The 13568-nt window shown below is 34.0% G+C and carries 13 protein-coding genes; all 13 read right to left on the bottom strand.

Translation table 11 applies throughout. From position 1 onward, the window contains the following. Positions 1 to 38: 38 nt before the first annotated feature. Complete coding sequence (locus AC6CHR_RS07225) at positions 39 to 815, bottom strand: CheR family methyltransferase (RefSeq protein ID WP_498247898.1); 777 nt, start codon at positions 813 to 815, stop codon at positions 39 to 41. 530 nt (positions 816 to 1345) lie between these two features. After that, entirely contained in the window at positions 1346 to 1792 is a 447-nt protein-coding gene (gene ndk, locus AC6CHR_RS07230; protein ID WP_498247899.1) for a nucleoside-diphosphate kinase, read from the bottom strand. Between the two features lie 110 nt (positions 1793 to 1902). Further along, positions 1903 to 2865 carry a heptaprenyl diphosphate synthase component II gene (hepT, locus tag AC6CHR_RS07235; RefSeq protein WP_498247900.1) on the bottom strand — a complete coding sequence of 321 codons (963 nt, stop codon included), beginning with the start codon at positions 2863 to 2865 and terminating at the stop codon, positions 1903 to 1905. A 218-nt stretch (positions 2866 to 3083) separates the two neighbouring features. Beyond that, positions 3084 to 3794: a demethylmenaquinone methyltransferase gene (locus AC6CHR_RS07240; RefSeq protein ID WP_498247901.1), complete on the bottom strand. Its 711-nt coding sequence runs from the start codon at positions 3792 to 3794 to the stop codon at positions 3084 to 3086. Positions 3795 to 3796: 2 nt separating this feature from the next. Beyond that, positions 3797 to 4582 (bottom strand): heptaprenyl diphosphate synthase component 1, encoded by a 786-nt coding sequence (locus AC6CHR_RS07245; protein WP_498247902.1) that lies wholly within the window; start codon positions 4580 to 4582, stop codon positions 3797 to 3799. A gap of 637 nt (positions 4583 to 5219) precedes the next feature. Further along, positions 5220 to 5444, bottom strand: a complete 225-nt coding sequence (mtrB, locus tag AC6CHR_RS07250; RefSeq protein ID WP_498247904.1) for a trp RNA-binding attenuation protein MtrB — start codon at positions 5442 to 5444, stop codon at positions 5220 to 5222. 463 nt (positions 5445 to 5907) lie between these two features. Beyond that, complete coding sequence (gene folE / locus AC6CHR_RS07255) at positions 5908 to 6474, bottom strand: GTP cyclohydrolase I FolE (RefSeq protein WP_498247905.1); 567 nt, start codon at positions 6472 to 6474, stop codon at positions 5908 to 5910. A 193-nt stretch (positions 6475 to 6667) separates the two neighbouring features. Continuing rightward, entirely contained in the window at positions 6668 to 6946 is a 279-nt protein-coding gene (gene hbs / locus AC6CHR_RS07260) for a non-specific DNA-binding protein Hbs (RefSeq protein WP_498247906.1), read from the bottom strand. 658 nt (positions 6947 to 7604) lie between these two features. Continuing rightward, on the bottom strand, positions 7605 to 9083 hold the full coding sequence (gene spoIVA / locus AC6CHR_RS07265) for a stage IV sporulation protein A (RefSeq protein ID WP_498247907.1): 1479 nt from the start codon (positions 9081 to 9083) through the stop codon (positions 7605 to 7607). Positions 9084 to 9347: 264 nt separating this feature from the next. Further along, positions 9348 to 10070, bottom strand: a complete 723-nt coding sequence (locus AC6CHR_RS07270; RefSeq protein WP_498247908.1) for a YphF family lipoprotein — start codon at positions 10068 to 10070, stop codon at positions 9348 to 9350. A gap of 26 nt (positions 10071 to 10096) precedes the next feature. After that, the gene (locus tag AC6CHR_RS07275) at positions 10097 to 10297 is read right to left on the bottom strand and encodes a DUF2768 domain-containing protein (protein ID WP_498247909.1); all 201 of its coding nucleotides are present in this window, start codon (positions 10295 to 10297) and stop codon (positions 10097 to 10099) included. A gap of 699 nt (positions 10298 to 10996) precedes the next feature. Beyond that, on the bottom strand, positions 10997 to 12028 hold the full coding sequence (locus tag AC6CHR_RS07280) for an NAD(P)H-dependent glycerol-3-phosphate dehydrogenase (RefSeq protein WP_498247910.1): 1032 nt from the start codon (positions 12026 to 12028) through the stop codon (positions 10997 to 10999). Positions 12029 to 12193: 165 nt separating this feature from the next. Continuing rightward, positions 12194 to 13504, bottom strand: coding sequence for a ribosome biogenesis GTPase Der (gene der / locus AC6CHR_RS07285; RefSeq protein ID WP_498247911.1), 1311 nt, complete (start codon positions 13502 to 13504; stop codon positions 12194 to 12196). Positions 13505 to 13568: the final 64 nt, after the last annotated feature.

Here is a 13568-nt window from a genome sequence, read left to right on the forward strand (position 1 = left end):
AAATATATCATAGAAATAATGAAAAAAATAGCGGGTTTTTACTTCTTTTGATAAAAAAATGTATCAACAGACGATAATTGATAACGTTCTGCATTGAATATTTGTTCGGTACTCCCTACAAAAAGTATACCTTGACTTTTAAGAGCACCACTAAACTTATTATATAATGTTTCTTTAGCCTCTTCGGTAAAATAGATTAAAACATTTCGGCAGACAATTAAATCAAATTGAGTATCAAATGTATCAGCTAAAAGGTTTTGCTTTTCAAATTGAACAACATTTTTTATTTTGTCATTAACCTTATAGATTGTCCCCTCTTGACTAAAATACTTAGACTTACTATCATCTGGAACTTCATTTAATGATCGCTCTGGATAGATCCCAAGTCTTGCTCTCGCTAAAACATTTTCATCAATATCAGTTGCTAAGATTTTCACTTTGGATTGTGGTGCAATTTTTGCCAAAATCATTGCAAGAGTATATGGTTCTTCTCCGGTGGAACATGCAGCACTCCATATTTTTAATTGATTATTCTTTTCTAACAGGGATGGTAAAATTTTTTCTTCTAGTACTTGCCATCGTTTATAATTCCGATAAAATTCTGAGACATTAATAGTCATTCTATCTAAAAAATCATAATATATCTGACTTTCCTTCGTTAATTCGCTATAAAAATCAGTAAAACTTTTAAAACCTTTTTTCTCATACAAGGAAGTTAACCTTCTTTTCATTTGTGCTTCCTTGTATAGGGATAAATCAATACCTGTTTTACTTTTTATCTTTTTGATAAACTGTTCATAATCTTGATCCAACATTGTCAACTCTCCTATGACTTTTCCTTCTACACAACTATCATTAGCATATTTACGCACTTTTCTAAAATATAGGAAATCATTCTTTAGAATACAAGTCAATTTAAATATGATAGAACATGTAAAGATTCTCCTATATGGCTTGTTACGAACTTGTCCTTAAATACATAAAAATATCCTAGTAAACAATAATTAATAGTATATCTTAAATAATTAGGAAATTGCGCAATTTTTTATGAAAATTCAAAAACATTTGCCTTCTTAGTCATATTAAAGTCATTTTGACGTCACTAAATCGAAAAAGTTTGTAGAAAATTTATCATCTGTGTTAGTAACGAACTGAGAACGAAGATAGGTTAAATACGTATAGAAGTGATTAAAACAAAAAACAGCAATCTTTGTGAAAAAAAATTCAACAAATAAAGTAATTATCGAACATCGATTTTAATATGTACTTAATTCCTACTTGTAAGTATCACTATTAAATAATTTTCTTAAAACCAAAATAAAAAAACTAGCAACCTGCTAGTTTTTTAGTAAATCCAATTATTAATTAATTTATCATAGTCTATAAGTTCATTTTCATTAAAAAACAAAGATATTTCACGGGTAGCACTTTCAGGTGAATCAGAACCGTGAATAATATTTTTACTAACATACATGCAGTAATCTCCACGTATCGTACCTGGTTCGGCATTTTTGGGGTCTGTCTTTCCCATCATCTTACGGCTAAGTTCGACTACATTCTCACCTTGCCATACCATTGCAAAAACTGGTCCAGAGGTAATAAAGCTTACTAGCTTATTATAGAAAGGTTTCCCTTTATGTTCTCCATAGTGCTGCTCAGCAAGCTCCAACGGTATCATCATAAATTTTGCGCCTACTAATTGTAAACCCTTTCTTTCAAATCTACTAACAATATCACCAATAACTTGACGTTGCACACCATCCGGTTTTACCATCAAAAAAGTTTTTTCCATATTTTATTCTCCACCCCATAAAATGTATGTATAGGCTTACATGATCCCATGAAAATAATACCATGTAAGAATAGTATTTTGCAAACATGGTATGGTGAAAACATGGGATTTTAAAATTTTCTTTTTCCGATATACTTTGCAATGCTATGTAAAGTGGATTTCGCGCGATTTTTCGGTAATGTTTCTAGCATTTCAAATGCTTTCTGAAGATATTGATCACTTACATTAGCTGACCTTTCAATTACGTCTGATTTAAGAATCTTCTCTAAAAGTGGTTGAATTTGATTTGGTGTCGTTTTATTTGATATTTTTTCTATTTCTTCTTTTAATAAAGGGTTCTCAAGAGCAAATAAAACTGGTAAGGTTATATTCCCTTGAAGTAGATCACTTCCCACTGGCTTTCCAAGTTCTTTTTCAGTTGATGTAAAATCGAGGATATCATCTGTAATTTGAAAGGACATTCCAACAAAATACCCAAACCAGTAAAGTTTTTTATGTATTTCTTCTGTAGCACCAGACGAAACAGCTCCTAATTGGCAGCTTGAAGCAATTAAAAGAGCAGTTTTTCTTTTAATTCTCTTTAAATAAGTACGTAAAGACTGATCAAATCGATATTTATCCTTAATTTGTTCTATTTCTCCCAATGATACCTCTACCATTGTCTTCGATAATAGTTTGTGAGCGACTGGATTATCTATATTTGACATAACTTCTAATGAGCGTGCTAACAGGTAATCTCCAGCATACACCGCTATCCGATTATCCCATTTGGCCTTTACAGTAGGTTTACCTCTCCGTAACTCAGCGTCATCAATTACATCATCATGTACGAGAGATGCCATATGAATTGTTTCAAGGGCAACAGCCACATACTTCACTCTATTTATATCGTAGTCCCCAAACATAGATGAAAGCAAAACAAAAACAGGACGAATTCGTTTACCCCCCGCTTTAATTAGCTCAATGTTTGCTTCTTTAAGTAATGGATACTCGGATATTGCTGTCTTTTCTAGTTCTTGTTCAATTATTGTAAGATCATTATTTAAAAACGAATACAATGCTTTATATTTCATACTATCACCTTATGACATCTTATTGTCGGACATAATATAACTAATTATCATTTCTTAATACTTGGCCGTTTGTGCAAAGATTGTTGCTTTTCCTAATAGCACTTCTGAACGTATTTAGCCTGTCTCCCTGCTCAAAAGACCCTAAATCATTAACACTAAACACTAATATGAATATCTGAGATACTTATCAGATTTAAGATTGAATTAGATTGGTCTATTCAGTCGGGGTGTTTTATGCCTAAATGCATTGCAGCCACTCCACCAGTAAATGGTTTTACCTGAACTTGTTCAAAACCAGCTTGCTTGAACATCTGCGCTAATTCTTTCATACCTGGAAAATCTCTTGCGGATTCTTGTAACCATGAATATTCTTGATAACTCTTTGCGAATAGTTTACCGAATAATGGCATGATAAAACGAAAATACAAATAATAACCTTGCTTAAATAATGGTGCTGTTGGTTGAGAGGTTTCTAAACATACTCCTTTACCACCAGGCTTTAATACTCGATTTATCTCTTTTAACACTTGCATATAGTCAGGTACATTGCGTAAGCCAAAGCCAATTGTGACAAAATCAAAGGTATGATCTGCAAACGGAAGCTCCATTGCGTTCCCATGAATTAATTTCACATTAGATAACCCTAGATTCTCCACTTTTTGTTGACCTATTTGAAGCATATTTTTACTGAAATCAAGTCCAATTACTTCACCTTCAGTCCCAACCTCATTCGCAAGTGCTATACTCCAATCAGCCGTGCCACAACACACGTCTAAAGCTTTTTGTCCCGGTTTGACTCGCATTTTCTTCATTGTTTCTTTACGCCATGCTATATGACGTTGAAAGCTTATAACTGAATTCATTTTATCGTAATTCTTGTAGATTTTTTCAAATACACCATGGACTTTTTCTTCTTTTGATTGCTCCATCATTACAAACCTTCTTCCACAGTCTTTTTATACTGTAATGTTTCATGAAAACGAATCGCTTGCAAACGTTTAATCAATACATTCGTAACAGAGGAAGACTTAAAAAAACTAGAATCTAAAAGAGAACTCGTCTCTTCGAAGTACGCATTACATGTTTTCTTAAGTAAATGAATCGAAAACGGATTTTGGTAGCTTAGATTTTCCTGATTAATCGACCCATTCTCATACTGAAATTTTTCATGAGATAGTCTTTTATAAGATAAAAACCTAAATGAGAGCACTTTCCACGATTCTACATTTAGATGCTCTGCCACTCGTTGGAATAATGATGTCTCAACGGTAAGAAGACTATCCATGCTCGACTGCAAATTAGAACTTTCATCGTGATAGAGTCTAATTTTATGTTCGTTAATCTCCCTTATTGCTACTGCTAACGCCCGTATCATCTTAATATCTTCTATTTCAGATAACATAAAATAATATAATCCACTAAAATAATCTCCTGCCAAAACTGTCAATTGTCTTTGAACAAATTCGGTAGAATTAATATTATTCTTAGTTGTGACATCATCATGAGTATCAAGAGCAACTTGCACTAGCATTGCAGTCAATATATAACTTTCTTTTAGTTCCTCTGAAAGATCTATCTCATCAAAAATTGCATAAAAAAGCAATAGCTTATCTTCATCAATTTTGGGTGAAGGTAAATACCTTTCCAAGTAAGGATGAGCAAGCTTCTTCTCTAGCATGATCTTTAGTTTTGCTAACTTACCATAGATGTCCCGCAAATAAATCACCCTTGTCCCCAAATTAACATTGTCTCTTTTTTAATTTAAATTAGTAATACGATCTATACGTCAACTCATTTTATGTAGTCATCGTGGCAAAGTATTCTTTTCATTTTGGTTTGCTATGTCTCTAACATTTCATATGCTTTAATTAAATATATTATACGCCTTAGTTAACCCTTCCAAAGATGTTTTAAAAGACGAATGATTATCCCTTTAGTATGCACGAAGGTTAAAGTACAATCCATTATAACATAATGTGTTAGATAAGTTCTTCTTAATGCCTTTTTTCTTTGATATATTCATTTGAATATTTTTTCTAATCCATACGCTTAGAGTGGAGTCAAACTTGTTTATCCTCATTATCATACCTTACACGATACTCGTTAAATCTCCTTTTAAACACGAACATAAGCCAAGCTCCTCGGTCAGCCCTGACAAGCATAAGATGCTCATGAATAGAGGAACGTTCTTTGTCTTCAAATCAATGGTACCTGATAGGCTATGACCCCCAAAAAGGATTTAGAACTTTCTCGAGGAGCTAGTTGTTAGTTGCTAGAGCTGGATTTCGAGAGTTTATCCACAGTACAAGTATTTTTATAGTTTTCTAAACAGAAATAAAAGCAGGAAGCCCTGCTTATTTTCGAGAATCACTTTCTAATTCCCCAATGCCAGTTTGTATTTGTGCTTTTCCTCTAATTTTTATTGCTGAAGTATGCTCAGTAAATTGTGCGATCATTACTTCACCCTTATCCAGTTTTTCTGAGTGATGGAATCGAGTATCTGTCCCTCTAGTAAGACCAATTACGTTTACACCATCTTCAATTGCTTTTATAACAACAAAGTCATTTTTTGGATTCATGTCTACACCTACCTATTTAAATTTTGTTTTAGAAGGGAGGAAATATACCCTTTTTCTATGTTTGATTCGAGAAGATTTTTTGTATAACTTTCTAGCTATTACTAATTATCGGGGCATCTAAATTTATTCATTTTCTTTAGCTCGAGAATAAAAAGAGCCACTAAAGTGTGTATGTCACTATCATACCATTTAATAAGGCTCTTTTCTAAATGATTCTTGCTTTTAGTTTTCAAGAGAAATGATTAATATAATGAAAAAAGCACATGAGGAAACCAACATTCATTACGAGGTAGAACTTATTAATACATATATGTATTAATACAATCATCATGGCAACAGATTTAAGTTAATAAATCGGCATACCTACTAAAATTGTTTCGAATTAGCTGAAAGTATAAAAAAACTGAAATCCTTGGGTATTGGCGTTTAAATGTAAATCAATATAGAAGTGAACATGTTAACATTATCCCTTTATTAAGGATAACACTTCTGCTCTTGCAGCCTCATCTTTTCGGAATATCCCTCTTACAGCAGATGTAACTGTTTGTGCACCAGGTTTTTTTATCCCTCGCATAGTCATACACATATGTTCGGCTTCAACTACTACCATCACTCCATGTGGATCAAGAGATTGATTAATACTATTAGCAATTGTCGAAGTAATTCTTTCTTGTAATTGTGGTCTTTTTGCGACTGCCTCAACAGCACGAGCAAGTTTACTTAGACCAGTTACCTTCCCGCCTTTAGGAATATAAGCTACGTGTGCTTTACCATAAAAGGGTACTAAATGATGTTCACACATTGAATAAAACGATATATCCTTTACGAGAACTAGCTCTTCATGGTCTTCACCAAAAATCGTTTTGAAATGTTCTGACGGATCTTCTTTGATACCACTAAAAACCTCATTGTACATTTTTGCCACTCGTTTAGGGGTATCTAGTAATCCTTCGCGGTTAGGATCTTCTCCGATTGCTTCAAGAATTAATTTAACCGCTTGTTCAATTTTCCCAAGGTCCATTTGTTCCATTTCAGTCCTCCTAGTCATTACTATCTTTTTATTGAGATTCTAGCATATGTAAATGATTAAAAGCAAAATACAAGTACCTCTAATTTCATATGAATGGATTCACATTCACAAAATTAAAAATGAAAAGCCCCTTAAAAAGGGGCTTTTGTGAAGATTGGTTGTATGTAATGGTTATTACATGACAAGGTCTAACTTATTTTCCAGCAACTGCGTCTTTCAATGCTTTACCTGGTTTGAATGCAGGCACCTTGCTTGCTGCAATTTCAATTTCTTCACCAGTTTGTGGATTACGACCTTTACGAGCCGCACGCTCACGAACTTCAAAGTTACCGAAACCGATAAGTTGTACTTTATCACCGTCTTTTAGTGCATCTAAAATTGTATCAAAAACAGCATCAACTGCTTTAGTTGCGTCCTTTTTAGATAATTCACTAGCTTCTGCTACTGAATTGATAAGTTCTGTTTTATTCATGCCTTTCACCTCCTCCCAAAGGGATGGAAATCTTATTAGTCTTCATTTCTTCACAGAATCGTTAATTTCTATACATATTTCATATGAAATTACTTCAACACGCTAATCTTATATGATTTTTTTACATATTTCAATGATTTTCATCATGAAAATAGGTGTTCAAGGAAGAATCGACCAATAGAGAAAATAATTTCTTTAAAAAGATTAACATACTACATTAACTAAAATCAAGTTTTAAACTAATAAAAAACCAATAGCACCAAGGAATTATCCAGATATTGAAAGAAAAGTTGATCTTTTTCTATAAAATTCATTATCTAAAAACTTTTAAATTAGAAACATTTATTCCAAGTAATCTGTATTATTTTTAGTTGAATTTTTTCGAATTGGCAGGAAGTTAGTTTAAGAGCAACAAACTTTTAGAAAAGATTCATAAAAAAGGCTATTTTCGCAACGATTGTTGTTTTTCGTACATAACTCTACTTCACGGAACTAGCCTATCTTCGTGCTCTTTTCGCTGATTTATATGGTCTTATTCTTTTGAAGTGACAGGAAGTAGTACAATAAAAATCCAAAAACCGATTTTTATAAATGTAAAAGCAACAAACTTTTAGAAAAGAGCCTAAAAAAAAGACCTCCTATTATAGAGGTCAACTTGTTAGAGAATAATCGCGATTAATCCACCGGATCCTTCATTGATAATCCTCTCCAATGTTTCTTTAAGCTTGTAGCGTGCGTTCTCTGGCATCAATGACAATTTCGCCTGAATACCTTCCCTAACAATTGAACTTAAGCTACGTCCAAAAATATCTGAGTTCCAGATTGACAACGGATTATCTTCGAAATCTTGCATGAGATAACGAACTAGCTCCTCAGATTGCTTCTCTGTGCCAATGATCGGTGCAAATTCTGACTCAACATCAACTTTGATCATATGGATGGAAGGCGCTACTGCCTTTAGCCGAACACCGAATCTCGATCCCTGGCGAATGATTTCTGGTTCATCAAGGCTCATGTCAGCTAAAGCTGGTGCTGCAATCCCATAACCCGTTTGTTTTACCATTTTTAATGCATCTGCAACCTGATCATATTCAGCTTTTGCATAGGCAAAGTCTTGCATTAATTGAAGTAAATGATCCTTGCCACGGATTTCAACGCCGACCACTTCTTTTAAAATTTGGTCATATAGGTCATCCGGTGCATATAAATCTATTTCTGCAATACCCTGACCCATTTCTATGCCAGCAAGACTCGCTTTATTTATAAAGTCATATTCACTAAATTGACCTACAACTCGATCCACATCTCTTAGTCTCTTAATATCTTTAACAGTGTCCTTTACAGCTTCCTGATAGCTTTCTCTAAGCCAATGATTTTCTCTTAATACCATAACCCAGCTTGGTAAGTTTACATTTACCTCTAATACTGGGAATTCATATAATGACTCTCTTAATACATTTAATACATCTGACTCCCTCATACTTTCTACACTCATTGCTAGTACTGGGATATCATATTTCTCATTTAGAGATTGACGAAGAGTCTCTGTTTCAGGATGATGGGGACGAACCGTATTTATTATCATAATAAAAGGTTTTCCCACTTCTTTTAGTTCTTCAATTACCCTTGCTTCAGCATCTAGGTAATCCTGACGTGGAATGTCTCCGATTGATCCGTCAGTAGTGATGACACATCCAAGTGTTGAATGTTCTTGAATAACCTTTCGTGTTCCAATTTCCGCCGCCTCATGAAATGGTATCGGCTCTTCATACCAAGGAGTGTTAATCATACGAGGACCATTTTCATCCTCATACCCTTTTGCGCCAGGTACAGTGTAACCTACACAGTCTACTAGTCTAATATTGACATCAAGTCCCTCATCTACATGAATAGAAACTGCTTGATTCGGGACAAATTTAGGCTCAGTTGTCATAATTGTTTTACCAGCTGCACTTTGTGGTAATTCATCTTGAGCTCTAGCTTTGTCTGATTCATTGTCAATGTTAGGTAGTACAACCAATTCCATAAATTTCTTAATAAAAGTAGATTTACCTGTTCTAACCGCACCAACGACTCCTAAATATATATCGCCACCAGTTCGTTCAGCGATATCCTTGAAAATATCTACTTTTTCCAAGTGATCCCCTCCCGATCATACAATTTGGGATAAAGCTTATCCGTCTTCTAATAGGACACTATATATGTATGACGTTGTCCTATTTATTTATGACTTCGAAGTAAACTTTTTTCCAATATCGCTATTTTATTTTTAGTCATCACTCAAAGAGAAAAATAAAAACCCTTCTTTTAGAGTTTATTACTCGAAAGAAGGGTTCATGACATATTTTTTTAAAAGTTTACACAAAAAGAAATTGTGACGTTTTATTGCATTTATAACTCTCTATTTTTCAACAGCTTTAAAGATAGGTTCGTTATTTTCATCAAAGGTATACGGTGTCGAATAGGCTGGAACAAAAGGTGAATTCTTATGTAAAAGATCTCGAATATCATCGCCATTTTTATACGAATGATTTACTTCTTTCAATGCATTGTATAGATCTATTCGATAATCCACATAAATATTAGCATTTTTATCAATTACAAAAGGTAGATATTCTCCAGAATACGGACTTTCGACAGTTGGTGATTCTTTGTATCCTAGTTTTTCATAGTCCAATGTATAAATATCATTGGTAATCAGTTCTTTTATAGGCGGATACCCGTTTGACTGTCGATAAACATCCAACCTCAAGGTCAGTTCATGTATAGCTTCGGAAATTCTTAAATCGATTAATTTAACTGTTGGATTTTCTTCTACATTCACAAGCACATATGAATATACCCCACCACTTTCATAAGCTGTGCCAGGGGGTTCTGACATATATTTTGGGGTGAGCGCAGCAAAATCCACAGGGTATTTTTGATAGATAGGTGTTGTCATATCCCTGGTCTTAATCGGTAGCAAGCCTCCGGTATCTGTCTGGAATTGGTCTACAGACTTTTGAACAGTAACAATTTGATCATCATATGGTATTGTGTTCTTTTGTAAGTTTTCTTCCGGATATAGACAACCCGATAAGAATAAACTACAAAATACAACTGCCATGATCTTAGAAATTTTCATCCGCAATAACTTCCTTTTACATTTAATTATTCACTTACAGGACCGCTTAAAACAACAAATAAAATAATAATTCCTGCTAGTATCATAAAAATATAGGCTAATATTGTAGTGATTACTTTTAAAAATCCTTTTAATTTAAATCGGCTTAAATAAATAAACAAAATAGCAATAAACATAAACCCCATAGATGCAAACGATATCCACATTTTCATAAGGGCTGGACTCATATAAGCTCCTGTTCACTAAAATCAAATGTTAGTAATTATCTCTGTTCGAGAATACTAAACATTTACTCTGACGGTTCTTATTCTTAAACCGCTATGATTTTAATTACAGGATCCACCTCCTAGATATGTATTAGTTCTCATTGGTTTTGTTGAAAAAAACACCAACTTAATTAAACGTTGTTTTTCACAAATATAATTGTTATCAGTATATCGTCGTGCTCTTTTCGGTAAATTACTCTGTTATTACACTGGTGATATCATCAATTTAATCATAAAAATCCAAAAGCTGATTTTTATAAGAACTAAAGCAACAAACTTTTAGAACAGAGCCTAATTAAAAATTGTAGGCATGTCCCACCGTTATAGAGACTATATATGATATGAATAACAAAAAACTGAAGTAAAGAGGGGACGAACTTTACTTCAGTCAGGTATACGACTAAATAGTACCCAACAATAAGAACAACTCTTATTTGACTACGTTGCATTTTATGCGGTACTGTATCGTTTTGTATCCTCTAATGCCTAGATAAGCCATGAAAACTTTACAAGTTAGGTTTAATGATCAGGCTACCCTAGAAAAATTGGAACATAAAGATTAGCGCATAGATTGCAAGTAACTATTCAACTTTTATAGAATTGTTCTTCTGTACTTTCACGTTATAATATGCTTAATATCCTCGTTTGTAACCTAACAAATTAACGATTCTCCATTATATTAACTAGGTCTTCCATCTCATGAGTTTTTACACGTGTCATCAATGAATCAACTGCAATCTTAGGGGATTGACCATTAAATAAAACTTCATATAAAGCTTCTGTTATAGGCATTTTCACTTCATATTTTCGTGCTAGCTGGTAGGCTGCTTTTGTTGTGCGAACACCTTCGACAACCATTCCCATGTTTTCTAGTACTTCTTCTAACTTCTGGCCTTTACCAAGTAAATTACCTGCTCTCCAGTTTCGGGAATGCACACTTGTACACGTAACAATTAAATCACCTATTCCAGTTAATCCTGAAAATGTCAATGGGTTTGCACCCATTTTACTACCAAGTCGTGCAATTTCGGCAAGTCCTCGTGTAATAAGAGCCGCTTTTGCATTATCTCCATACCCTAGTCCATCAGTAATCCCTGCAGCTAATGCAATAATATTTTTTAGAGCACCGCCAACTTCCACTCCGATTATATCTGGATTTGTATAAACTCGAAAATGCTGATTGATAAACAAATCTTGTATGTATTCGGCTGCTGCGATATTTTTTGATGAAGAGGTAACAGTTGTTATATGACGTTGACTTACTTCCTCCGCATGACTAGGGCCTGATAAAACGACAACATCTTTCAATAAATGGGCAGGTAATTCAGATTCGATAATTTCAGAAATTCGATATAATGTATCAGGTTCAATCCCCTTGCTCACATGGACAACTGTAACAGGCTTATTAATGAGGGTAGCTATATCATTCAATACACCTCTTATAGCCTTTGTAGGTATAGCTAGTACAATTGTAGCGACACTCTTTAAACTTTCTTCTAAATCTGAGAGTCCCATAATTCCATTTGGCAAAGTAATACCTGGAAGATATTTTTCATTTCTCTTAGTATGATTAATTTCATTAATTAAATCCAGACGATGCCCCCACAGCTTCACTTTGTGTCCATTATCTGCAAGTACAATCGCTAAAGCCGTTCCCCAACTTCCGGCACCTAACACTGTAATTTGTTCCAATTTAACACGTCCTTTTCTGTGAAAAAGAAGGTAAAACTATGCTAGTAGTCTTACCTTTTAGTTACTTTTACATCATATAATTTGCATATTTTAAACCATTTTCATCACACAGGTTTAGCATTTCTCTTTACATTATAGCCAATAAGGCAGAAAATGCTGAACCTTTTATTTTCTTTCCCGAGCGAATATCTTGATAGGTGTGCCTTCAAAATCAAAAGCTGCTCGTATCCGATTCTCTAAGAATCGTTCATAGGAAAAATGCATAAGTTCTGGATCATTAACGAAAACCACAAATGTAGGTGGCTTAACTGCAACTTGTGCAGTATAGAATATTTTTAATCGCTTGCCCTTATGTGTAGGAGTTGGATTCATTGCAACTGCATCCATCACTACATCATTTAAGACATTCGTCTGAACTCTTTTAGAATGGTTTTCACTTGCAACAATTATTTTCGGCATTAACGTATGAATTCGTTTTTTTGTAATAGCAGATAAGTAAACAATTTGAGCATAATCTAAGAACTTAAAATGAGCTCGTATATTATCTTCAAACTCCTTCATCGTTTTTTCATCTTTTTCAACAGCATCCCATTTATTAACGACAACAACTACTGACTTCCCTGCTTCAATTGCATAGCCAGCAATATGCTTGTCCTGCTCTATAATTCCTTCCTCACCATCAATGACAACTAATATGACGTCAGATCGATCAATTGCTTTAAGGGCGCGAAGGACACTGTATTTTTCAGTTGTTTCATATACTTTCCCTTTTTTCCTCATTCCTGCTGTATCAATTATAACAAATTCTTGGCCTTCATATTTGTACACAGTATCAATTGCATCACGCGTTGTACCAGCTATATCACTTACAATAACACGTTCTTCACCTAAGATCGCATTTACAAGTGATGATTTTCCGACATTTGGTCTACCGATCAACGAGAACTTAATTGTTGTTTCATCATAATCATCGTTTCCTAAATTTTTAAAGTGTTTAGCTACTTCATCTAATAAATCACCAAGTCCTAAACCATGCGATCCTGATATCGGGAAAGGTTCACCAAAACCTAGAGAATAAAAATCATAGATAGATGTACGCATTTCAGGATTATCTATCTTGTTTACAGCAAGGACTATTGGTTTATTTGAACGATATAGTATCTTTGCTACCTCTTCATCTGCTGAAGTTACTCCTTCTCGACCGTTTGTTAAAAAGATGATCACATCTGCTTCATCGATTGCTATTTCTGCTTGTTGACGAATCTGTGTCAAAAATGGTTCATCTCCAATATCAATACCACCTGTATCTATCATATTGAATTGATAATTCAACCATTCTCCCGAGCTATAAATCCGATCTCTTGTTATTCCTGGAGTATCCTCTACAATTGAGACACGCTCTCCTATGATACGATTAAAAATTGTAGACTTCCCTACATTTGGCCGTCCGACAATTGCTACTATTGGTTTTGCCATTGTTTACACCCTTTCAATTCAGTTCAAAATTAACTTTCATTTTTAAAATTTTATTTCTATGCAC

It is taken from the genome of Metabacillus sp. GQ13, assembly GCF_059758525.1.

Coding starts and splice junctions, on each gene's coding strand:
- AC6CHR_RS07225 (WP_498247898.1), bottom strand. CDS start 815: ATGTTGGATCAAGATTATGAACAGTTTATCAAAAAGATAAAAAGTAAA.
- ndk (WP_498247899.1), bottom strand. CDS start 1,792: ATGGAAAAAACTTTTTTGATGGTAAAACCGGATGGTGTGCAACGTCAA.
- hepT (WP_498247900.1), bottom strand. CDS start 2,865: ATGAAATATAAAGCATTGTATTCGTTTTTAAATAATGATCTTACAATA.
- AC6CHR_RS07240 (WP_498247901.1), bottom strand. CDS start 3,794: ATGGAGCAATCAAAAGAAGAAAAAGTCCATGGTGTATTTGAAAAAATC.
- mtrB (WP_498247904.1), bottom strand. CDS start 5,444: ATGAATCCAAAAAATGACTTTGTTGTTATAAAAGCAATTGAAGATGGT.
- folE (WP_498247905.1), bottom strand. CDS start 6,474: ATGGAACAAATGGACCTTGGGAAAATTGAACAAGCGGTTAAATTAATT.
- hbs (WP_498247906.1), bottom strand. CDS start 6,946: ATGAATAAAACAGAACTTATCAATTCAGTAGCAGAAGCTAGTGAATTA.
- AC6CHR_RS07270 (WP_498247908.1), bottom strand. CDS start 10,070: ATGAAAATTTCTAAGATCATGGCAGTTGTATTTTGTAGTTTATTCTTA.
- AC6CHR_RS07275 (WP_498247909.1), bottom strand. CDS start 10,297: ATGAGTCCAGCCCTTATGAAAATGTGGATATCGTTTGCATCTATGGGG.
- der (WP_498247911.1), bottom strand. CDS start 13,504: ATGGCAAAACCAATAGTAGCAATTGTCGGACGGCCAAATGTAGGGAAG.